This is a genomic window from Enterobacter sp. C6 (genome assembly GCF_008122455.1).
Classification (GTDB): domain Bacteria; phylum Pseudomonadota; class Gammaproteobacteria; order Enterobacterales; family Enterobacteriaceae; genus Enterobacter; species Enterobacter pseudoroggenkampii.
Genome location: NZ_QPFW01000178.1, coordinates 1 through 22,074, shown reverse-complemented (window position 1 = coordinate 22,074; position 22,074 = coordinate 1). Strand labels below are relative to the sequence as shown.

17 protein-coding genes and 1 pseudogene are annotated in these 22,074 nt (G+C 53.6%); 12 read left to right on the top strand and 6 right to left on the bottom strand.

All coding sequences use genetic code 11. The features are described from left to right. Positions 1–518: pseudogene (locus DOU50_RS05865) on the top strand (MFS transporter); the annotation flags it as partial. Here DOU50_RS05865 and mtfA read toward each other — a convergent pair. Next, positions 515–1,312: a DgsA anti-repressor MtfA gene (gene mtfA / locus DOU50_RS05860; protein ID WP_048029376.1), complete on the bottom strand. Its 798-nt coding sequence runs from the start codon at positions 1,310–1,312 to the stop codon at positions 515–517. The pseudogene DOU50_RS05865 and the gene mtfA sit on opposite strands and share 4 nt — an antisense overlap. A gap of 216 nt (positions 1,313–1,528) precedes the next feature. Between mtfA and DOU50_RS05855 the strand changes: the two genes are divergently transcribed. The 3 genes from DOU50_RS05855 to DOU50_RS05845 all read left to right on the top strand — a co-directional run bounded on the left by DOU50_RS05855 (position 1,529) and on the right by DOU50_RS05845 (position 4,195). Continuing rightward, the gene (locus tag DOU50_RS05855; protein ID WP_071530926.1) at positions 1,529–1,675 is read left to right on the top strand and encodes a DUF2256 domain-containing protein; all 147 of its coding nucleotides are present in this window, start codon (positions 1,529–1,531) and stop codon (positions 1,673–1,675) included. After that, positions 1,672–3,201, top strand: coding sequence for a cryptochrome/photolyase family protein (locus DOU50_RS05850; protein WP_148769014.1), 1,530 nt, complete (start codon positions 1,672–1,674; stop codon positions 3,199–3,201). Before DOU50_RS05855 ends, DOU50_RS05850 begins: the two co-directional genes overlap by 4 nt. A gap of 94 nt (positions 3,202–3,295) precedes the next feature. After that, on the top strand, positions 3,296–4,195 hold the full coding sequence (locus DOU50_RS05845; protein ID WP_148769013.1) for a LysR family transcriptional regulator: 900 nt from the start codon (positions 3,296–3,298) through the stop codon (positions 4,193–4,195). On the opposite strand, the gene DOU50_RS05840 is transcribed toward DOU50_RS05845, so the two are convergent. The 3 genes from DOU50_RS05840 to DOU50_RS05830 all read right to left on the bottom strand — a co-directional run bounded on the left by DOU50_RS05840 (position 4,170) and on the right by DOU50_RS05830 (position 7,173). Next, positions 4,170–4,958 carry a substrate-binding domain-containing protein gene (locus DOU50_RS05840; RefSeq protein WP_148769012.1) on the bottom strand — a complete coding sequence of 263 codons (789 nt, stop codon included), beginning with the start codon at positions 4,956–4,958 and terminating at the stop codon, positions 4,170–4,172. The genes DOU50_RS05845 and DOU50_RS05840 overlap by 26 nt on opposite strands. After that, entirely contained in the window at positions 4,955–6,268 is a 1,314-nt protein-coding gene (locus tag DOU50_RS05835; RefSeq protein ID WP_048990635.1) for an MFS transporter, read from the bottom strand. Before DOU50_RS05835 ends, DOU50_RS05840 begins: the two co-directional genes overlap by 4 nt. A 209-nt stretch (positions 6,269–6,477) precedes the next feature. Beyond that, positions 6,478–7,173: an EAL domain-containing protein gene (locus DOU50_RS05830; RefSeq protein WP_148769011.1), complete on the bottom strand. Its 696-nt coding sequence runs from the start codon at positions 7,171–7,173 to the stop codon at positions 6,478–6,480. Between the two features lie 983 nt (positions 7,174–8,156). On the opposite strand from DOU50_RS05830, the gene DOU50_RS05825 reads away from it, so the two are divergent. The 7 genes from DOU50_RS05825 to DOU50_RS05795 all read left to right on the top strand — a co-directional run bounded on the left by DOU50_RS05825 (position 8,157) and on the right by DOU50_RS05795 (position 15,995). Then, complete coding sequence (locus DOU50_RS05825; protein WP_194266128.1) at positions 8,157–8,975, top strand: winged helix-turn-helix domain-containing protein; 819 nt, start codon at positions 8,157–8,159, stop codon at positions 8,973–8,975. A 420-nt stretch (positions 8,976–9,395) separates the two neighbouring features. Beyond that, entirely contained in the window at positions 9,396–9,932 is a 537-nt protein-coding gene (locus DOU50_RS05820; protein ID WP_024909755.1) for a fimbrial protein, read from the top strand. A 180-nt stretch (positions 9,933–10,112) separates the two neighbouring features. Beyond that, the gene (locus tag DOU50_RS05815; protein WP_228117507.1) at positions 10,113–10,814 is read left to right on the top strand and encodes a fimbria/pilus periplasmic chaperone; all 702 of its coding nucleotides are present in this window, start codon (positions 10,113–10,115) and stop codon (positions 10,812–10,814) included. Beyond that, on the top strand, positions 10,798–13,353 hold the full coding sequence (locus tag DOU50_RS05810; RefSeq protein WP_416202940.1) for a fimbrial outer membrane usher protein: 2,556 nt from the start codon (positions 10,798–10,800) through the stop codon (positions 13,351–13,353). The genes DOU50_RS05815 and DOU50_RS05810 overlap by 17 nt, the downstream gene beginning before the upstream one ends. A 1-nt stretch (position 13,354) precedes the next feature. Beyond that, on the top strand, positions 13,355–14,686 hold the full coding sequence (gene stbD / locus DOU50_RS05805) for a fimbrial usher protein StbD (RefSeq protein WP_148769008.1): 1,332 nt from the start codon (positions 13,355–13,357) through the stop codon (positions 14,684–14,686). Continuing rightward, positions 14,652–15,377: a fimbrial assembly chaperone gene (locus tag DOU50_RS05800; RefSeq protein ID WP_148769007.1), complete on the top strand. Its 726-nt coding sequence runs from the start codon at positions 14,652–14,654 to the stop codon at positions 15,375–15,377. The genes stbD and DOU50_RS05800 overlap by 35 nt, the downstream gene beginning before the upstream one ends. A gap of 18 nt (positions 15,378–15,395) precedes the next feature. Then, positions 15,396–15,995 carry a LuxR C-terminal-related transcriptional regulator gene (locus DOU50_RS05795; RefSeq protein ID WP_080690935.1) on the top strand — a complete coding sequence of 200 codons (600 nt, stop codon included), beginning with the start codon at positions 15,396–15,398 and terminating at the stop codon, positions 15,993–15,995. A gap of 83 nt (positions 15,996–16,078) precedes the next feature. On the opposite strand, the gene fumA is transcribed toward DOU50_RS05795, so the two are convergent. Both fumA and DOU50_RS05785 read right to left on the bottom strand, forming a co-directional pair. Then, complete coding sequence (gene fumA / locus DOU50_RS05790; RefSeq protein WP_048990634.1) at positions 16,079–17,728, bottom strand: class I fumarate hydratase FumA; 1,650 nt, start codon at positions 17,726–17,728, stop codon at positions 16,079–16,081. 55 nt (positions 17,729–17,783) lie between these two features. After that, positions 17,784–19,292, bottom strand: a complete 1,509-nt coding sequence (locus DOU50_RS05785; protein WP_148769006.1) for an anion permease — start codon at positions 19,290–19,292, stop codon at positions 17,784–17,786. Positions 19,293–19,902: 610 nt separating this feature from the next. Here DOU50_RS05785 and DOU50_RS05780 point away from each other — a divergent pair. Beyond that, on the top strand, positions 19,903–22,074 hold a 2,172-nt coding region (locus DOU50_RS05780), incomplete at its 3' end, for an NADH-dependent flavin oxidoreductase (protein ID WP_148769005.1).

The window sequence follows — 22,074 nt, the reverse complement described above, 5'->3', positions numbered from 1 at the left end:
CGCTGGTGAGCCTGATGCAGATTGGCCTGTCACCGCATCTTAGCCCGTTGCTGGACGGTAACGCCCGGGAGATCAGCCATCATGTCGCGCTCCTGCTGAGCCTGGCCGCGCTGGCCACGCTCGCGGCACAGTTTCTGGTGGTCCGCCCGCAGCATTTCAGCCCGGTGACGTTGCTCTGTATCGCGGCGGTGCTGATGGTGGCCGGGCTTGGGCTGATGTCTGTCTCCGGTTTAGCGTTGTTCTACGTAGGGATTGTTATCACGTCACTCGGGGCGGCGATGGCCACGCCGGGCTACCAGCTTCTGCTGAACGATCGGCTGACGACGGGGAAAGGCGCGGGCGTCATCGCCACCAGCCACACGTTAGGCTACGGCGTCAGCGCGCTGCTGGTGCCTGTGGTGACGCGTTTTTACGGGGAGCAGTCTTTAACGGTGGCCGCATGGGGAATGGCGGTGCTGTTTTTAGCCCTGAGCATAGGGGTACGGTCAACCGAGCGGACCCCTGTTGAAAAAGCTTAATGAACCTGGCGGGAGGAATGCCCGCCAGACGCCTCATTCTGCCGCAGGCGCTGGAGCGGATCCTGCTGATAAAACTGGCAGAAACGTTGCCACAGGGCCGGGAAACGGGGTGCGAAAAGCTCTGGTGCGCTGAAGAAATACTCGGAGAGCACCGCAAAGCACTCAGCGGGGTCGGTTGCCGCATAGGCGTCAATGCTGGCCGCGCTCTCGCCCACAAGGTCTATTTCATCCTGAATGTTATCCATCGCCGCGTGGAGGTCGTGCTCCCATCCCGCGACCTCGCGAAGCGGGATCAGCGGAACGCCGCTGGCGCGATCGCCGTTGCGGGTATCCAGCTTGTGCGCCACCTCATGGATAATCAGATTAAAACCGGAGGCGTCGAACGAGTCCTGAATATCGAGCCAGTTGAGGATTATCGGCCCTTGCTGCCAGCTTTGTCCGGACTGCACCACGCGCTGGTTATGCACCAGCCCGATGTCGTCCTGCCATTCGTCATCCACCACGAACGGCGCGGGATAGATAAGCACTTCGTGGAAACCGTCCAGCCACTCAATGCCGAGTGCAAGCACCGGCAGACAGAACAGCAGGGCGATGCGGGCGTTTTTCAGAGGATCGAGTTCAAACCCCTGCAGTGGCACCAGGCGTTTTTGCTGCAAAAAACGATCCGCCAGTTGAACCAGTTTCGATTGTTCATCCGGGTTTAGATTAGCCAGAACAGGGATCGTCAGCGCGTCATCCCATGGCAGCGCCACATCCCGGCCAGCCTCATTCGTTTTCCAGGGCCACTTTATCATCGCTTTGCTCGCAAACTCGTCACTTGAACAAAAATGGGAAAGTCAGGTTCGGTTAAGATGCCAGAAAATCGCTCACTGCGACAAATCCAGCCTGAATAAACTATCATTTCGTACGTAGCGGTGGGTAGCGGTTTGCGGGCATCACCTTCATTTTGTGAAGTCTGTCGTGGCCTTTATCCGCAGGTGGGGTGAATTAATCAGTGCGGTATTGAAAAGATGAGCGATTTCAAAGGTAACAAGCAGGACCTGCCCAGTCGACTGTGTGTGCACTGCCAGCGGCCCATGACGTGGCGCAAGAAATGGGCGAAATGCTGGAATGAGGTTAAATACTGTTCTGAGCGTTGCCGCAGGAGCCACCGTTGACCGAGCTGCGTCTGATCCTGGGCGATCAGCTTAATCCGCATCACAGCTGGTTTGATACCTCCAGTCCGAACATCATTTACGTGATGCTGGAACTCCGGGCCGAAACCGCCTATGTGCTTCATCACGCCCAGAAAGTTATCGCTATCTTCGCCGCCATGCGCGCGTTTGCCTCTGCATTAAAGGAGAAGGGGCATCGGGTGAGGTATGTCCGACTTTCTGACAGCTCAAACCGCGGCGCGCTGGAAGACAATCTCAACGCGCTTGTCGCGCATTACGGCGCTGGCAGAGTGACATGGCAGGAGCCCGACGAATGGCGTCTTGATACGCAGCTGCAGGCGTGGGCGAAAACGGTCTCCGTTGAAACGGCCTGCGTCAGCAGCGAGCATTTTTTCACCACTCGGGAACAGGTTAGCGCGTTCTTTGCGTCACGCAAAAGCTGGCGAATGGAGTACTTTTACCGGGAAATGCGTCGTCAGCACGGCGTACTGCTGACCTCAGCAGGCGAGCCGGAAGGGGGGAAATGGAATTTCGATGCTGAAAACCGCAAGCGCTGGTCCGGCGAGCCTCCCGCGCCGGTGGACGCGCGTCCCTGCCACGATCGTTCCGCCTTATGGGCTGAGATCCAACGCTGCGGCGTAAAGACCTTCGGCGAACCGCAGGCCGACAATTTTCGCTGGCCGCTCAACCGTGCGGAAGCCAAAGCCAGGCTGGATGATTTTATCACGCACGTGCTCCCGCAGTTTGGAAACTGGCAGGACGCGATGCACGCGGAGAAACCTTTTCTTTTCCACTCGTTAATTTCATTTGCGCTGAACGCTAAAATGCTGAATCCGCGGGAAGTGGTCGCGGCCGCCCAGCAGGCGTGGCGTTCGGGCCACGCGCCGCTGCCTGCCGTAGAAGGGTTTATCCGACAAATTCTCGGCTGGCGGGAGTATGTGCGCGGGATCTACTGGTCGCAGATGCCGGGCTATCGGGAGCTTAATGCCTTAGATCAGCATGCCCCGCTGCCGGACTGGTTCTGGACGGGCAAGACGCAGATGCGCTGCCTGGCGCATGCCGTTGGGCAGTCGCTCACCGAGGCTTACGCCCACCATATCCAGCGCCTGATGGTCATTGGCAACTTTAGCCTGCTCAGCGGCCTGTCGCCGCAGGCGGTCCATGAATGGTATCTGGGAGTCTATATTGATGCCTTTGAATGGGTGGAGCTGCCCAACACCCTCGGCATGAGCCAGTTTGGCGATGGCGGGTTACTCGCGAGTAAACCCTACGTCTCGAGCGCGTCATATATTCATAAGATGAGTAATTACTGTCAGGGGTGCCGGTATCAACACAACCAGCGTACCGGAGAGCAGGCCTGCCCCTTCAATGCCCTTTACTGGGACTTCTTTGCGCGCAATAAGGCGCGTCTCGGTAACAATCCCCGCCTGGGCATTGTCTTTAAACAGCTAGCGGACATGACGGAAGAGGATCGGCAGTCCATTGCAGACCGCGCCGGGTACGTCCGCCTGCATCTCAACGACCTCTGAGCGGTATTTCAACGCCTGGGCGGTTGCGGCAGGTCAATAAGACGCTATTATTTTTGACTTTGTTGCGTATTCCCTGACAGGACATCCAGACGCTATGCCCGTGAATTTTGACCTTAACGATCTTTATGCTTTCAGAGCGTTAGTGGAATACGGTAACTTCCGTGTCGCCGCTGAATCTATCTGTTTATCCCAGTCGGCGCTGAGCCGCAGGATTGAAAAGCTGGAAGCCGCGCTGGGAAACAGGCTGTTCGATCGCACCACCCGCCGCGTGGCGCTGACGCTCTACGGACAAAACTTTGCCGAGCGCTCCGCGCAGCTGCTCGACAGCGTTGAGTCAATGCTCGCGGATGTCGATAAGGCCAGCGAAGAGCGGACGGGGCTGATCTCGGTTGCCACGGTCCCTTCCGCGGCCTGTTACTTTATGCCTGACGTGATCCGGCGTTTTCAGTCTCGCTATCCGCGTGTTCGCATTAAGCTCATCGACAGCAGCGCGGGCAATGTGATTGACGCCGTGGCCCGCAGCCAGGCGGATTTTGGTATCTGCTTTGCAGGAAACCTGCCGTCTGAAATCGAATTTTTCCCGCTGGTGGAGGATGTCTACGTCGCGGCGTGCAGAAAGGATCATCCTCTGGCGCAGAAGAGTCACCTGACGTGGAAGACGTTTTACCAGCAGGATTATATCTCCCTCGATAAAACGTCAGGCAACCGCAATCTGCTCGATCGGATGCTGGGGGATATAGTTCCCGAGCGGCCCAGCGTCTGCGAAACACGTCACGTTACCACGATGCTCGGTATGGTTGAGGCGGGGATCGGCATCGCTGCCGTTCCCGCCATGTCAATGCCGACCTCAGAGCACACGCTGTTGACGCATCTGCCGCTGATGGCGCCGGAAGTGAAACGCACCGTGGGGCTTATCCGGCGCCGGGGGCGCATCCAGTCTTACATTGCGGCTGAACTGGAAAAGCAGATCACCGAGCAGTATCGCCGGACGTAACGGGGATCATCCCCGTCTCCGTGATGACGGCCCTTGAGGGCGGTGAGGCAAGATAGGTCAACAGCGCTTTCCCCTCCTCGGGATGTTCTGCATGGCGGGTAACCGCGCCCGCGAAGCGCGTGATGTATTGCAGACTATCAGGGATTTTGCCGACAAAGGTGACGCCCTGAACCGGCAGCAGTTCGCTGACCTGCTGGAAGCCCACGGCGTATTTTCCTTTCGCCACTTCTGAGGCGACCGGAATACGCTCGACCTTTGTCGCTTTACCCGCCACCTCTTTTTCTATTCCCAACTTTTTGAATAATGCCTGGCTGACGTACCTGCCGCTGGCGCTGTCAGAGTAGGCGATGGAGCTGGCCTGCAGCAGCGTTTCACGCAGTTTCGCGTCGCTGCTGATATCCGGTACTTTCGCTCCTTTTTTTACCACCATGCCAACGGGAGAATCCGCGAGTTCCGTTCGCGAACCCGGCTGGGTCTGGCCGGCTTTTTCGAGCTTCTCCAGCGCATCGCCCACCATAATCACCACGTCGGCCTTCTCGCCGCGCGCCAGTCGGTTTGGGATCGCCTGCGGCGTATTGCCCATTGAGGGGCCGGGGATGATCACAATTTTATCCCCGGTCCGGTGTTCATATTCCGGGGCCAGCTTTTCAAGGGCGGCTTTAAAACCGCCTGAGATCATCACCTTCACGTCCTGGGCAAAGGCATTGACGCTCAGGAACGTCAGCGCCAGCGCGCTGGCGGTATAGCGATAAGTGCGTTTCATACTGCCCCCTCTGACTTGACGGTGTTTTGCAGCGATACCGCGCGGCGGCGGTAGAGGTAGAGCGTTGCCAGCAGGGCACATACCGCAGCGAAGCTCATCCAGTAGCCCGGCGAGGCTTTGTCACCGGTGTATTCAATCAGCGCGGTGGACATGACCGGGGTAAAGCCGCCAAAGACCGCCGTTGCCAGGCTGTAAGCCAGCGAGAAGCCCGCCACGCGCACTTCAGCCGGCATAATTTCCGTCAGAGCCGGGATCATTGCGCCGTTATAGAGGCCGTAGAGGAAGGAGAGCCACAGCAGCACGCTCAGCATCATCGAGAAGCTGGGCGCGCTCGCCAGCAGCGTCAGGGCCGGGTAGCTGGTCGCCAGCGCCAGCAGGGTCATGGCAATCAGCACCGGCTTGCGCCCGAAACGGTCCGACAGGGCACCGCCCACCGGCAGCCAGATGAAGTTAGAGATCGCCACCAGCAGCGTGACCAGCAGGCTGTCCGAGGCGCTCAGCATCAGCACCTTTTTGCCAAAGGTGGGTGCGTAGACGGTGATCAGATAGAACGCGGTGGTGGTCATCGCCACCATCAGCATGCCCGCGACCACCACCTGCCAGTTGCCAAGCAGCGTTTTAAAGACCTGACGCATCTCCAGATGATGGCGGCGCGCGCTGAACTCTTCCGTTTCCTCCAGCTTGCGGCGCAGGAAAAAGATAAACGGCACGATTAAACAGCCGAACAGGAACGGGATGCGCCAGCCCCATTCGCGAATAGCGCTCTCCTCCATCAGGGCATTCAGGGCAAAGCCCATCGCCGCGGCGACCATAATGGCGACCTGCTGGCTACCGGACTGCCAACTGGTGTAAAACCCTTTGCGGCCCGGCGTGGCGATTTCGGCCAGATAGACTGAGACGCCTCCAAGCTCGGCACCGGCGGAAAAGCCCTGCAGCAGACGCCCCGTCAGCACCAGCAGCGGCGCCCACAGGCCGATGCTTTGATAAGACGGAATAAGCACAATCAGGAACGTCCCCGCCGCCATGATGGACAGCGTGACAATCAATCCCTTTCTGCGCCCCACCTTATCGATATAGGCGCCAAGCACGATCGCGCCGATTGGACGCATCAGAAAGCCCGCGCCGAAGACGGCGAAGGTCATCATCAGCGACGCAAATTCACTGCTCGCCGGGAAGAACGTGTGGGCGATGTAGGTGGCATAGAAGCCGAACAGAAAGAAATCGAACTGCTCAAGAAAGTTGCCGGACGTCACGCGAAGTATCGCGCCCGCCTTCGAACGTACGGTTGCAGGTGAGGTTGAGGAAAACATGGTTATCTCCAGTTTATTGTTGACGTTTTACGCGTCTGTTTCTGAAAACTGGATCAGGAAGGGAAAATTAATAAGCGCAAATTGTACATAAGCTGATGCGTGACATGCATCAATGTTAAGTGGTGCAACTGGATAGTTTTTATTTACAATAACTTAACATCTGTTTAATTAACCGGTTACTGCAGGAGGGCTGCATTTTACTCTTACGGTTATGTGACATTGCGCATAGGGCCCCGGGCGGCTTGAACAGACGAGACCTGCACCGCATGGATTTTTTTCTCCGGCCAGTAAAACCCCTGAGCAAGATCGGCACCCGCCAGCGATGCCGTTCTGACGTCATTCTGACTCTCAACTCCTTCTGCAAGGACCACCGTTCCGAAACGCCGTGCTTCAGCAATCAGTTGTGCTAAACCCGCGCAATCGTTGCGATATTGCTGGAAAGCAGCGCAGTCGAGTTTCACCCCATCAAACACCAGCCCGCTATCGGCAAGCGTACTGTCATAGTCGCTGAGATAATCATCGAGCCAGACCTCCATACCGGCATGCTGAAGCCGCCGGAGATTCTCATCCAGTAATGCGAGCCTGGAGGCGTCAAGACGGGCGATTGCCATTGGGTCCTGAAGTTCAATGACCCCCGGTAAAGGGTCTTGCAGAAGCGCCGCGGCTCCCTCTTCGCTGGCGAGAATGGTCGTGGTGAGGTTAACAAAGAGCTTTACAGGGATTCTTTGTCTTGCAAGGGTGTTGAGCTGCCACTTTCTCAACTGCAGAAGCTGGGCGGAAGAGCACTGTTCAAACCACTCTGCAATATTGACCTCAGCGGGAGGCTCAGACAGTACCTCATATCCATGAAGTTGGCCGGTAGTGAGTGTCATTATGGGTTGCAGTCGAATTGTAAAACGTTTCATGACGAGGCTGGTGTGTGATTTTATTGGTGGTTAATTCTATATCTCGCTCTCCATTTAATGGGATTAAACTTTGCAATCGGCGTAAAAATAGTTTTTTGTGCTGGTTTTGGGGCTTTTATCGGCTCGCTTAATGTTTTTCTGCGAGTGTTTATACCCTGTTCATCATATGTAGTTTTTTGGTTAAGATGGTCAGTCTGCTAATTAATGTAATTAAAAAAGTCAGAATGAATTGTAAATATTTAACCGGCCATGTAAGCACAGGTGCGCTGTTTTTAATCGCCTTAACCACACGAGCTTAAAACGCTAAAAGATAGAGTAATGTTGGTGGGTATACAGGCGAGGGAGGAAGGCAAAACGGAATGATATGGGTGTACCAGACTGATTTTTCAACAGCTTTTTTGAGGCGGGGGAGCACTGAGTTATCTGAAATGTATTTTTGTTGTGAATTTTAAGCTTAAATCTCATTAAAACTTGATTTAGATCAATTCTGTTCTGTGTTTTCAGTTTTTTCTCATCTTGAATGTTACTTATGTTACATTTCAAAGCAACCATTATTTCATTTAACTTGTTGTTTATTAATGTTTTTATATGTGCCGACAGGCGGTATTGAGTATGTATTGAGCATTTCAGATGAGTCCCTTTCTTAATTTAATAATCCTGATTATTCCTGATTAGTCAAAGAGAGTTGGGTAAGTTGGTTCAAATTTATTATTAATTTTCAAGATTAAAATATTAAATTTTTGTCTTTTTAAGTAAATGATGCGATTTTTTGCCTGTGATACAGTGCAAAATTCTGACTATGTGGCCTGCATTGTGTAATGTATCCTGGACTTCGCAAAAAAAATAAACTTCACAAGATGAAAATATTAAAAATGATCTGCGTCACGTACCAAAACAAGGTAACGCAACCAGGTGCCATTTCGCGTATGCCCACGCCCGGAGGAAAACTTACTTAACAAGAGTATATGTATATGAAATTTATAATGAATAAGCAGATAATTTTTGACTCAGATATGTGTACGTTGGGCCTCGAAGATTCTCAGGATGAGTCGATTCAAATTTCGAATCCTACAAAGCGACTTTTATTGTTGCTGATCGCCCATAAGGGAGAGGCAATAAAAAGGGAGGTTATATTTAAGAAAGTCTGGGACGACTATGGCATGGTTTCCAGCAACAATAATCTTAATCAGTGCGTAAGCAAGTTACGCAAGATTATGAAGAACCTTGGCATGGATGAGGAGGTGATTGTTACCGTTCCAAAAATAGGCTTTATGCTGCATCAGCAGGTTGATGTCGAAAAATGCTCAGAGTCGGTTGACGTCATCGAGGATGTCCCTTCTGAAACCGAAACCGCTTATATTGCCGACGGGCGTTTACTAAAAGGCAAAATTGCCGAACGCAGCACGGGCGAAGTATCATGCTGGTGCACTATGAAAACAGGAATATTAAATCAGCTGGTGCTTTTTTTCTCTGTTATGGCGCTGGGCGGGGCTGCAGGATTCTGGTTTGCCAGTAAGCCCGTGGAACGTAATGAGATTTACATAGGAAATGCTGGCTCCTGTAAGGTCATGATGTCTGAACAGGCGCTGAACAGTATAACCAATCCTGACGTAAAGAAAGGCGTGATGGATTTTGCGATAAAGCTAAATCCCGTCTGTAAGAGTAATGAGTATGTCCTGATCATCAAAAGCAGTTCGTTTAAAACGTATTCTTCCAATCTCTCGCGTCTCTACTTCATGCGCTGCGGCATAATGAGTGACGGCAAAGCAGAGATATGCTGGGGGTTATTGCCACCACGCTGAGTGCATTATCCTTTTATTTTCCCGGTATTCACCGGGAATTTCTCCTTCCTTCTGGATTACCGGTTTATTTCACCCAGACAGTCAACAGCCTTGTCTCACTCATCATCTTGCGAAAAGCATAATTCCTTTTCGTCTCCCTCACAGGCGCATAAGTAATCACTGCAATTATGATGTGGTCGATATAAAAAGCTTAATCCAATATTAAATATCCTTAAATTCCAGGATTATAATCTTAAGATTTGCGATTTAATAGTTAATTGTTTTTGCAGTAAGAATTTTCGTATAGATTTGTTTCTGCAACTTACCGGGCAGGGTTTACGCGTTCGCCTTTATTTGGCGTTCAATTTTATATGACCGGTTTGTCTGTAAAAAAAGGAAGTTTTCATTATCGGTTTAATTGATAAAACAGGAATAAGCGTTATGAACAAGAAAAATATTATTGCGTTAGTACTGGGATCATCTTTGGTCTCTGGTGGGGCTTTTGCTGCGTCTGACAACACCATCACGTTCCAGGGGGAAGTCACGGATGAAACCTGTTCAGTTGCCGTAAACGGTAACAGTGCCTCTCCGGTGGTGTTATTGCCAACGGTCAGCGCCTCTGATCTTGCCGCCAGCGGTGATACTGCGGGACCGGTCACGTTTGATATCGGGATCAGCGGTTGTACGGGTAACGCCAGTGGGGAAACGAAAATCTCAACGGTGTTTGTCGGCAACCAGGTAACGTCTAACGGTAATCTCGGCAATACCGGTACTGCGAAGAACGTTGAAGTCCAGATCCTGGATACCGCAAACGCCGTCGTGAACCTGAGCAATGGTTTCACCGGTAATGGCGACCTCAAGCTGGCAGCGAACCAGACGGAGGCCTCCGCGACCTATACCGCGCAGTATTATGCCAACGCAGCGGCGACGGCGGGTACGGTAGAGGCCACGTTGCAATACGCCGTTTCCTATCAGTAACAGGCCGCACTGGAACTAACGTGTGCACGTTTTGCAGGATGCAAACGTGCATATTCCACTCAGCTCATTGCAGTCAGGGTCTCGCCACACCAGGTTCATTCGGCCCGGGAGTTGTTAATAATGATAAGCGCATATCTTAAGCGTATCGCTCAGTACCTGCTTTATTTGCCATGTGTCCTGATGCTGACAAACACCGTATCCGCAAGCGTCACAATACTGGGTAGCCGGATTATTTATCCTGCCGGGGCCTTATCCGTCGACGTGCAGCTCAAGAACAATGACGACATTCCTTACGTGATTCAAACCTGGTTTGACGAAGGTGATATTAACGCGACGCCAGCTCAGGGCTCGAAAATCCCCTTTCTGACGACCCCACCCGTGTTTCGAATTCAGGCGAAAGCGGGACAAGTTATCCGCGTGACCCACACAGGCGCGCGCGATTTACCGCAGGATCGGGAATCCCTGTACTGGTTTAATGCGCTCCAGGTTCCACCCTCAAATCTCGAGAGTGAAAAAGGGCAGAACAAAATGCTGGTCATGCTGCGTACCCGGGTAAAAGTTATTTACCGGCCTGCTGGCATTGGCTCCCCAAAAAATCAGCTGAATGGGCTGCGGGTCAACGCCACTTTCGATGCGCAAAAGGGGTATGGAATTTCGATAGAGAACCCTCAGCCGTGGTATGCGTCATTGACCCTCATTGAGGCTGAGGTGGGGGGGAAAAAGCATACCCTCACAGCTGATACGGTAGCGCCTTTCGATCGTCAGACGTTTTGGTTTAACAACTGGAAAACCAAAACCGCGGGAAACGGTACGGTGAGGGTTTGGCTTGTCAACGATCAGGGAGCACGGATCAATGGGCAATATCCTGTCTCGTACCCCTGAGTTTCGACGCAATCTGCTGGCGCTGTGTATCTCATTGAACTGCACGGGTCTGGTGGAGGCGAAAGAATATGTTTTTGACTCTTCACTGCTGCAGGGCTCGTCCTGGGGCATGGATCTGGAGCAGTTCAACCGACATCAGGTCGCACCCGGACGCTATCTGGTTGATGTATATGTCAACAATACGCTGGTGAAAAGCGAAGAAAAGGTCATTTTTCGCGCTAAAACAGACGGCCAGGATCCTGAACCCTGTCTGGGCAAATCGCTCATGCAGGCCGCAAAACTGAAAGCAGCAAACCACAGTAATGAGACAGCGTGTCGCCTTTTGAGTGAGTGGGCGGAACATGCTACCTGGCAGTTTGACCAGGCTTCATTGCGCCTTCAACTGGCTATCCCGATGACGGCGCTCCAGCATATGCCTCGCGGTTATATTCCGGTCAGTGAATGGGACGCGGGTATGGCGGCGATTTTTTTGCGGCATAACACCCGCTACACGTGGACGGAAAATACGGATACGCACTATCGCTATCACTATTTGTGGAGCGGTATCAATGCCGGAACCAACCTTGGACTGTGGCAGGTTCGACACCAGGGAAACCTGCGCTATGCGGACAGCAGCATAAGCGGAAGCGATTCGAGTTATAACGTCGTTCGAACCTGGGTACAACGTCCCATCGAACCGATCGATAGTGTGCTGGCGCTGGGGGATAACTATACCGATGGCAGCCTCTTTGGCAGCCTCTCGTTCAATGGGATGAAACTGGCAACCGATGAACGCATGTGGCCACAGGGGAAGAGGGGCTACGCTCCGGAAGTGAGGGGCGTGGCATCCAGCAGCGCGCACGTAGTGATTAAGCAGCTAAATAATGTCATTTATGAAACCAACGTTCCACCGGGACCATTCGTCATCAATGACTTATATAACACCCGCAGCCAGGGGGATCTTGAGGTTGAGGTCATTGAGGCTAGCGGGAAAACATCCCGTTTTACCGTGCCTTATTCCGCTGTGCCTGATTCCGTGCGCCCGGGCAACTGGCAATATGGTCTCTCATTCGGACGCGTTCGTCAGTACTACAGTATCGAAAACACCTTCATGGAAGGTGTGTTACAGCGAGGGCTGAGTAATGAAGTCACCAGCAACCTTGGCCTGCGTGTGTCTAAGGATTACACGGCTTTTCTGGTAGGAGGCGTACTGGCGACAGATATCGGCGCCATTGGTCTGAATGCCACCTGGTCTGATGCCCTGGTTGAAAATGATGAGCGGCAACAGGGCTGGCGTGCAGAAATCAGTTACAGCAAGACGTTCACGGCAGGCACTAACCTTGTGCTTGCCGCATACCGCTATTCGACGAGCGGTTATCGCGATCTGGAGGATGTGCTGGGCGTTCGTCGCCAGCAGAAAAACGGTACGGAGTACTATTCGGACACCCTGCATCAGCGCAATAGACTGACGGCGACGGTCAGCCAGCCGATGGGAAGCTGGGGGGTACTTAATCTGAGTGCCAGCACGGCGGATTACTATAGCAATCAGTCGCGTATGACCCAGCTGCAGCTGGGCTACAGCAATCAGTGGCGACGAATTAGCTACGGGGTGAACGTTGCCAGACAACGGACGAGCTGGGACTACGGACGCTTTTATACCAGCACCCGCGAGCCGGTTGATGACAGTTCAAAAGAGAAATACACCGAAAATACTGTCTCTTTCAACGTGTCGATCCCTCTCGACTGGGGCAACAACCTGGCATCGGCGGCATACAACTACAACCAGTCGCGGGCCAGCCGATCCTCGACCGTATCGTTAACCGGCACGGCAGGGGACGGTCGAGACAGATCGTACTCCGTATACGGCGGATATGAACGTTATCGGAATGGGAGCGGTGATAACGCCACGACGTTTGGCGGAAACGTTCAGGAAAATACCCGCGTGGGGTTCGTGCAAGCCAGCTATGACCAGGGGGATAACTACCGGCAGGCAGGGCTCGGCGCATCCGGAACACTGGTGCTACATCCTGGAGGATTAACGCTCGGGCCGTATACCAGTGACACGTTCGCACTGGTACACGCCGATGGCGCCCAGGGGGCGCGTGTACAGAACGGGCAGGGGGCAATTATTGACGCGTTCGGCTACGCCATTCTACCGTCGCTTTCCCCTTACCGTAGCAACACCGTCAGCCTGGACTCGCGCAATATGATGGCGGATGCCGAACTGAAAGGTGGAAATCAGCGCGTCGTGCCCTATGCGGGGGCCGTGGTCCGGGTGGACTTTGCCACGCTGAAAGGCAAAGCCGTTCTCATCACCCTCAACAACGGGGATGGGGAACTACCGCCAATGGGGGCGGAGGTGCGGGATGCCGAGGGAACATTGATTGGCATGGTGGGTCAGGGCGGCCAAATTTATGCCCGAGTCCCGGAGGCCTCCGGCGTATTGCGCGTGAAATGGGGCAAAGAGCGCGACCAGAACTGCCGTGTGCCGTATCAAATTACCGGGCGAAACGCAGAGCCGTTGGTTTACCTGAGCCAGATATGTGAAAAGGAGAATTAAAATGCAGGACTGGTTAAAACATTTTCTGGTACTGGGGCTGTTTTTGCTAATAAGCCAGCCCGCGTGGGCAAACTGCATCAGGGTCACCAGCACGTCATCACTTTCCAGCATGGCCATCGCGGCAGGGTATACCGCCGCTGACTGGACGGGTGCCTGTGATACCTGCCATGGCAATATTGGGCTGCCGGCGGTAATCAACATTAACAGCGGCACTAACTTTCAGCCGTCGGGGACGTTGCTTGCCAGCGCGGTGGGCAATTTTTTAACGGCAGCGACCAATAAAACCTATACCAGTAAGCAAATTCTATTTCGCTGTTCCATGTCTGACGCCGGCAGTTTATATGAAATGTATGCCACCAACGGTGACAACGCCTATACCGGCATGTATGCCTCCGCTGAAATTGAGGGTGCGTATTATGATGTCGCAAAAAACGTCGCGGTAAGAATGACCAATCTCAGCACCGGGGAATATTACAGCCGCTACTGGAAGCAAAGACAAATCACCTCGGCAGACTGGTATCAGGATGGAACCTATATTTACATTCCAGCCAGCGCATTCAGCAATGTGCTGTATGAAATGTATAAGATTTCATCCACTACCTATTATCTTAACGCCAGCAATTACTATAAAGATGCCTATACCCAACCGCGAGGTTATATTGCCTTTAAAGGTCCTGGGCTGGCATCAAATTCCATCGTGGTGGGCCAGGATAGCGCGGCTTATTATTATGGCTGGTATGCAAACTGGCCCGGTGCATGGAGTACCTACAATGCCGTGAGCTATGTCCGTGGCGCACTGTGTCAGGTTAAAGACTATCCCGCCGTTGTGCTTTTACCCACCAGCAGCTCCGCGGTGTTGCAGGCCGGTGGTAACAGTCAGGCACCATTCTCGGTCAGCCTTGAGTGTGAGTCAGGTGCGGTTTCCGGTACCGCCGCGTCCACGGCCAGCAAGGCAAACGTAGCCATGGGATTTTTGGTCAACCAGCCCGTAGCTGTCAGAGCTGCGCAGGCGCTGGGGCTGGTAACCAGCGGTGGAGGGCTAACCTGGTTACTGGATTCGCATTACGGCAACAGCGGCGTGGCTTCTGGCGTAGGTATAAAAATCCTTAACCGGAGCGGGAAGGCAATCAATTTGTTACCCGACAGAAGCACAACCGGCACGGGAAACTCGCGCGGCTGGTACGCGTATCAGGATCTTACCAACCTGACGTCGACGGGGGAGGTAAACACCTATACCGGTGACTTTACCGCATCATTAGAGGCCCTCAGTGGGCAGACTGTGACGCCGGGTACGGTTAATGCGCAATTACAAGTCGTTGTTAATTTCCAGTAGGCTTGCTCTGGCAGGCTTGCTGATGATGAGCCTCATTGGTGAGGCATTCGGCGTGGTTAATGTCGATCGGACTCGCGTGATTTTCAGCGCAGGCGAAATGGCCCAGTCGCTGAATCTCTCTAACGATGGTGAAACGCCAGCCATGATTCAGGTCTGGACAGACATGGGCGACCCGCTGGTGCCGCCGGATAAGGTCAGCACGCCGATTGTGGCTACACCTCCGGTTTTCAAAATGTTGCCGAAGGAAATTCGTTCGTTGCGTTTGCTACTTACGGCACGTCAGGGGCTGCCGAACGATCGGGAAAGCGTCTTCTGGCTGAATATTTTTCAGTTCCAGCCTGAGAGCGACCTGACCCGGCAGAAAAAGCAAAAGTTAATTCTGCCGTTACGCTTAAGGATGAAAGTCTTTATTCGTCCTGCCGGCATTGGCGACCCTGATGCGCTTCAGTATCAGACACTCCAGTTCAGGGCCCGGGATACCCGGTTAATCATTACTAACCCGACGCCCTGGAATATCAGCCTCAACGTTGAGATACCCGGGCAAAGGTCGCTGACCAATATTATGGTTTCGCCACGGACGGAACAGGCAGTGTCGCCTGATAAGCCCCTATTGCCGGGAATAAATTTAACCTATCGTGTGATTACTGATGACGGTAATTATCGTGACTATCAGACCGTAGTTCGAAAATAGTTTGCGGCGTTAGCATATATGGAAAAACTAAATATCGTTGTGGTAACAAACAACCGCTATTTTTCTCAAGGGATAATGTCCCTTTTAACCCAGGACGAGCAAGAGAGCTGCACTGTCTGGACGCCCGCGCAGGTGGGCGTAAATATCAATAAACATAAAGACGCTGATGCGGGAAGATGCTGGATTGTTGATGTCGATAACTATTTCAACAATACGCTCTTGTTTTTAGATCTTTTAACCGCGCTGGTGGATCTAAAGACCACCTTAAACCGGCGTCTGCGGGTCTTGCTTTGCTATAACAAATACATTTGCATGCCTTCGCGGGACTGTTATGCGTCTTTTTCAGTGGTTAATGCGGCTCGCGGTATAAAGAGCGTCGAGCATAAGTTCAGGTCCCTCTCCGGGCACGATCGGAAAGATGGAGAGGTAACGAAATCAGGGAATAAAACGGCGCTAACTCGCCAGGAATATCTCGTGTTAAATGCCTTGTCTCAGGGGCTAAACGTCAGTCAGGTGGCCGAAAGATATCACATCACACCAAAACGGGTCAGCCACCATAAATGTAACGGGCTGGCTAAAATGAAGAAAAAGCGTTTGTATGGCGTGTATGGAGAATAAGAAAACTATTCTCCATACAGGGCAGCGACAAGCGCGAGTTGATTAACGATACGCTGTCGCTGCTGGCAGCATTATGGGAAATCTCAGCGCTGTGAACAGCCTTTACACTGCTGGTTCTGGATCTGCTGGAAGAAATCGTTGCCTTTGTCATCCACCAGGATAAACGCCGGGAAGTTCTCGACTTCAATTTTCCAGATGGCCTCCATTCCCAGCTCAGGATACGCGACGCACTCCAGGCTCTTAATGCTGTTTTGCGCCAGCACCGCCGCCGGGCCGCCGATGCTGCCCAGGTAGAAGCCGCCGTGCTTATGGCAGGCGTCCGTCACCTGCTGGCTGCGGTTGCCTTTCGCCAGCATGATCATGCTCGCGCCGTGGGACTGCAGTAAGTCCACATACGAGTCCATACGTCCCGCCGTGGTCGGGCCGAGTGAGCCAGACGCGTAGCCTTCCGGCGTTTTGGCCGGGCCAGCGTAGTAGATCGGATGATCTTTGACGTACTGCGGCAGTTCCTCACCGTTATCCAGCAACTCTTTCAGCTTCGCGTGGGCGATGTCGCGCGCCACGATGATGGTACCGTTCAGCGACAGGCGGGTAGAGACCGGGTGAGCGGAGAGCTGCGCCAGGATCTCATTCATCGGCTTGTCCAGATTGATGCTCACCACGTCGCCTTCACCCTGCTGGCGCAGTGATTCAGGAATGTACTGGCCCGGGTTGTGCTCCAGTTTTTCAATCCAGATCCCATCGCGGTTGATTTTCGCTTTGATGTTGCGGTCCGCGGAGCAGGAGACGCCCATGCCGATCGGACAGGAGGCGCCGTGGCGCGGCAGGCGGATCACGCGGATATCGTGGGCGAAGTATTTACCGCCAAACTGCGCGCCGAGGCCGAGGTTCTGGGCTTCCTGGAGCAGCTCTTGTTCGAGCTGAACATCGCGGAATGCCTGGCCGTGTTCGTTACCTTCGGTTGGCAGCGCGTCGTAGTAGCGCGTGGAGGCCAGCTTCACGGTTTTCAGCGTGCTTTCCGCTGACGTACCGCCAATCACAAACGCGATATGGTAAGGCGGGCAGGCCGCAGTTCCCAGAGTGCGCATCTTCTCAACCAGATAGTTTTTCAGCTTTGCCGGGGTGATCAGCGCTTTGGTTTCCTGGTACAGATAGGTTTTGTTGGCAGAACCGCCGCCTTTTGCCATGCACAGGAATTTGTATTCGTCCCCGTCCACGCTGTAGAGATCAATCTGCGCGGGCAGGTTGGTGCCGGTATTGACCTCTTTATACATGTCCAGCGCCGCATTCTGCGAGTAGCGCAGGTTATCTTCAATGTAGGTGTTATACACGCCCTGGCTCAGGGCCGCTTCGTCACCGCCGCCGGTCCAGACGCGCTGCCCTTTTTTACCCATGATGATAGCGGTGCCGGTATCCTGGCAGGTCGGCAGCACGCCCTTGGCCGCGATTTCGGAGTTGCGTAGGAACTGCAGGGCAACGTACTTGTCGTTCTGGCTGGCTTCCGGGTCGTTGAGGATGGCGGCAACCTGCTTCTGGTGGGAAGGACGCAGCATAAATGCGGCATCGTGGAAGGCCTGCTGCGCCAGCAGGGTCAGCGCTTCGGGCTCCACTTTCAGGATCTCCTGGCCTTCGAACTCGGCAACGGAGACGTGCTCTTTGGTCAGCAGGTAGTATTCGGTGTCGTCATGCGAAAGAGGGAAGGGGTTCTGGTAGATAAAGGGTTTGTTTGACATAGCGTATTGCTCCACAAAAATAAAACCGCCGGAGAAGAAGTCCGGCGGTCAGGAATCAGAACATCATGGACATCCACGGATAACCAATCAGCAGCAGGGCCGCCAGGAAGATGGCACCGAAGATGGTGCCGAGGCGCCAGTAGTCTTTGGTTGGCAGGTAGCCGCTACCATAGTAAATCGGGCTTGGGCCAGTACCGTACGGGGTGATGATCCCCATCACGCCCAGCGAGGTCACCATCAGCAGAACAAACACTTCCATATTCATGCCCGGAATGATGGAGGCGATGGTCAGCATCGCTGGCAGCAGCGCCGTGGTGTGCGCGGTGGTGCTGGCAAACAGGTAGTGCAGCAGGTAGAACGCCAGCAGCAGGACGATGGTCGCCACGCCCGGAGAGATACCGCTCATCAACAGACCGCCTTCTTTGCCTAACCAGCTGATAAAGCCGGTAGAGGAGAGGCCATCCGCCAGCGCAACCAGGGTCGCGAACCAGACGAAGGTGTTCCATGCGGCTTTGTTACCGGTGATATCGTTCCACTCCAGCACGCCGGTCCACAGCATCAGGCCGACGATGAGCAGGGCAGCCATAGCGGGTTCAATCCACGCGGCGGCGAAGATCCACATCAGCAGCGCGCAGCACACGAACACCAGCAGCAGGATTTCATTGCGGGACAGTTTGCCCAGTTTTTCCAGCTCACGGGTCGCCCACAGCGGCACTTCGTTGTTCACCTTCACTTCTGGTGGGTAGAACCAGTAGGCCAGCAGCGGCATGGCCAGAATCAGCAGGATACCCAGCGGCAGGAAGGCGAGGAACCAGGTGCCCCAGGAGATATCAATCCCAACTGTACTTTTCACCAGTGCCAGAGCCAGCAGGTTTGGCGCGAGGGCGGAGAGGAACATTGAACTGGTGATACAGGCCGCGGTGATCGCCACCCACATCAGGTAAGAACCAATCTTACGCGCGCTTGGGTCGTTCGGTTTTGAACCGTACAGCGGCGGCAGGTTAGCGATAATCGGGTAGATGGTCCCGCCGCTGCGCGCGGTGTTGGATGGGGTGAACGGTGCCAGCAGCAGGTCAGCAAACGTAATCGCGTAACCGAGCGTCAGGCTGCGACGGCCAAGGTATTTCACCAGAATCAGCGCCAGACGGCGGCCGAAGCGGGTTTTGTCATAGCCTGCGGCGAACATGAAGGCACCGAAAATCAGCCAGACGGTCGAGTTACCAAACCCGCTCACCGCCCACTTAAAGGAGGCGCCTGCCAGCTTGAATTTCGGATCAGCCAGCTGCTCAGGGCTGAACAGCACCCACTGGCTGCACAGGGCAATGGCGACCACGCCGGTCAGACCGATCACCGCGCCCGGCAGCGGTTCGAAGATCAGACCGACGATCACGCCGACGAAGATGGCGAAGTAGTGCCATGCGTAAGGAGGCAGTCCTTCCGGTACCGGAACAAACAGCAGCAGTACGGCGACGATGATGGGTAACGCCATCATCAGCAATCGTTTTGCGTTTCCATTTGATGCCTGGTTCGCCACAGGGGGCGTTACAGCAGTTTTTGTATTCATAGTTTCACGTCTTAAGTTGTCAAAGATTCGGTCGTACTGAAAAAACAAAATCACTTTCTTAAGTTTCTTTGCTTTTTTTAGTTATTAAAGATGCTGTTTTGTATTTTCAGTAATAGCAATTTAACGCTTTTATTGAGGCGCTAAATTAAAAAATGATGATGTTTTTATATTGCGCTTTTGGATGCCATAACTATTGATCGGGATCAAAAAAACAGAATTGCAGCGTTATTTTTATGCTTTTATTAATAACCACTCAGGCGTATGTGGGTATTGCGTATTTTATGAGTAAATTTTATCATTCTTGTAACATTTTTACCTTTTGTTATTTTCTATTGTATTGATTTTAAATGATTTTAATGTGTTTCGGTGAAATGGTTTTACCATTGATTATTTAACGAATTTTAAATTATTGTGAATGACTGAATTACATCCGCTAACACCAATGTGTTATTTGTGTTATTGCAGGGATTAAATAGTTTTTTAACTAACGTAATAACTTTAGAAACTAAAAAAATCATTATATTAATATCATGACATCGGCAAATAACGACGAACTAAAAAACCAATCCGATAACGAATTCTTAATTTTTAAAAGTTTGGAGTTTCTATTATGAGCACTAACGAACGCATTCTTAGCCCCTTCACATTACCGAATGGTACTGAACTGAAAAACCGTTTGTTAATGGCCCCTATGACCACCTGTACCGGCTATTACGACGGCACCGTTACCAGTGAACTGGTGGAGTACTATCGTGCCCGTTCCGGCAGTATCGGCACCATCATTGTGGAGTGCTGCTTCGTCGACGATCTCGGCCTTGCCTTCCCGGGCGCAATCGGTATTGATAATGACGAGAAAATTGCCGGGCTGGCGAAAATCGCAGAGGCCATTAAGTCCAAAGGCTCTAAGGCGCTGCTGCAGATCTACCACGGCGGCCGCATGGTTGACCCGAAACTGATTGGTGGCCGTACCCCGGTTGGCCCGAGCGCCGTAGCTGCGCCGCGTGAAGGTGCCGCAACGCCAGTAGCTCTGACCGCTGAAGAAGTGGAAGGCATGATCGGCAAGTTTGGTGAGGCCGTGCGCCGCGCCATCCAGGCCGGTTTCGACGGCGTGGAAATCCACGGGGCGAATACCTATCTGATTCAGCAGTTTTACTCACCGAATTCAAACCAGCGCGATGACGAGTGGGGCGGCAGCCGCGATAACCGCGCGAAGTTCCCGCTGGCGGTGCTGGATATCACCCATAAGATGGTGCGCCAGTACGCGGACGACGCGTTTATTATTGGCTACCGCTTCTCCCCTGAAGAGATGGAAATCCCGGGCATCCGCTTTGACGACACCATGTACCTGCTGGAAAAGCTGGCGGCACGCGGCGTGGACTACCTGCACTTCTCCGTCGGCGCGACCCTGCGTCCTTCCATTGTCGACACCCAGGACCCGACGCCGCTTATCGAAAAATACTGCGCGATGCGTTCTGAAACGCTGGCGCAGGTTCCGGTCATGGGCGTGGGCGGCGTGGTGAATGCTTCAGACGTGAATGAAGCGCTTGACCACGGTTACGACCTGATTGCCGTGGGCCGCGCCACCATCGCTTATCCGGACTGGACAGACCGTATCGCGGCTGGCGAAAGCCTTGAGCTGTTTATGGACAGCACCAAACGCGAGGCGTTGAGCATTCCTGAACCGCTGTGGCGCTTCTCGCTGGTAGAAGCGATGATCCGCGACATGAGCATGGGCGAATCCAAATTCAAACCGGGTACCTTTGCTGAGAAAGTGCAGGATGACGCTAACGAACTGGTGATTAACGTCAGCCTGGAAACCGACCGCATTGCGGACATCGAGCTGGCCTCCGGCCCGAGTGAAGACGTTGAGTTCGTCACCAGCTTTGAAGAGATCCGTTCCCGCATTCTGGACGCTAATACCCCGCACGTGGATGCCATCACCGGCGCAACCAGCCAGAGTGAAGCGGTGAAGAAAGCGGTCTCGAAAGCGATGCTGAAGTCCAGCAAGGCGCTGGCAGCGGAAGAGGGCGTTGACCCGAACGAAACCCGCAGCGTGGATGTGGTGGTTGTCGGCAGCGGCGGCGCCGGTCTGGCGGCGGCGATTCAGGCGCACGACGAAGGCGCGAGCGTGCTGATTGTCGAGAAAATGCCAACCATCGGCGGGAACACCATTAAAGCCTCTGCCGGTATGAATGCCGCCGAAACCCGCTTCCAGCGCGTGAAGGGCATTCAGGACAGCAAAGAGCTGTTCTACCAGGAAAGCCTGAAAGGCGGCGGCAACAAGAACAACCCGGAACTGCTGCGCCGCTTTGTCGAGAACGCGCCACAGGCGATTGAGTGGCTGGCAACGCGCGGCATTATGCTGAACGACATCACTACCACTGGCGGGATGAGCATCGACCGTACTCACCGTCCAAAAGACGGTTCTGCGGTGGGGGGCTATCTGATCAGCGGCCTGGTGCGTAACGTCAACAAACGCAACATCGAGGTGATGCTGGATACTTCCGTCAGCGACATTCTCTTCGAGAACGGCGAAGTGACCGGCGTACGTCTGACCACTGAAGAGAACGAAACCGTCACCGTGGCAGCGAAAAGCGTGATTGTGGCAACCGGCGGCTTCAGCGCCAACAGCCAGATGGTTGTGAAATACCGTCCGGATCTGGAAGGGTTCGTCACCACCAACCACAAAGGGGCTACCGGCGGCGGCATCGCGCTGCTGGAACGCATCGGGGCGGGCACTGTGGATATGGGCGAAATCCAAATTCACCCAACCGTCGAGCAG

Bases quoted from the DNA above. Each gene is read 5' to 3' on its own strand.
- mtfA (WP_048029376.1), bottom strand. From the start codon at position 1,312: ATGATAAAGTGGCCCTGGAAAACGAATGAGGCTGGCCGGGATGTGGCG.
- DOU50_RS05855 (WP_071530926.1), top strand. From the start codon at position 1,529: ATGAGCGATTTCAAAGGTAACAAGCAGGACCTGCCCAGTCGACTGTGT.
- DOU50_RS05845 (WP_148769013.1), top strand. From the start codon at position 3,296: ATGCCCGTGAATTTTGACCTTAACGATCTTTATGCTTTCAGAGCGTTA.
- DOU50_RS05840 (WP_148769012.1), bottom strand. From the start codon at position 4,958: ATGAAACGCACTTATCGCTATACCGCCAGCGCGCTGGCGCTGACGTTC.
- DOU50_RS05835 (WP_048990635.1), bottom strand. From the start codon at position 6,268: ATGTTTTCCTCAACCTCACCTGCAACCGTACGTTCGAAGGCGGGCGCG.
- DOU50_RS05830 (WP_148769011.1), bottom strand. From the start codon at position 7,173: ATGAAACGTTTTACAATTCGACTGCAACCCATAATGACACTCACTACC.
- DOU50_RS05825 (WP_194266128.1), top strand. From the start codon at position 8,157: ATGAATAAGCAGATAATTTTTGACTCAGATATGTGTACGTTGGGCCTC.
- DOU50_RS05820 (WP_024909755.1), top strand. From the start codon at position 9,396: ATGAACAAGAAAAATATTATTGCGTTAGTACTGGGATCATCTTTGGTC.
- DOU50_RS05815 (WP_228117507.1), top strand. From the start codon at position 10,113: ATGCTGACAAACACCGTATCCGCAAGCGTCACAATACTGGGTAGCCGG.
- stbD (WP_148769008.1), top strand. From the start codon at position 13,355: ATGCAGGACTGGTTAAAACATTTTCTGGTACTGGGGCTGTTTTTGCTA.
- DOU50_RS05800 (WP_148769007.1), top strand. From the start codon at position 14,652: ATGCGCAATTACAAGTCGTTGTTAATTTCCAGTAGGCTTGCTCTGGCA.
- DOU50_RS05795 (WP_080690935.1), top strand. From the start codon at position 15,396: ATGGAAAAACTAAATATCGTTGTGGTAACAAACAACCGCTATTTTTCT.
- fumA (WP_048990634.1), bottom strand. From the start codon at position 17,728: ATGTCAAACAAACCCTTTATCTACCAGAACCCCTTCCCTCTTTCGCAT.
- DOU50_RS05785 (WP_148769006.1), bottom strand. From the start codon at position 19,292: ATGAATACAAAAACTGCTGTAACGCCCCCTGTGGCGAACCAGGCATCA.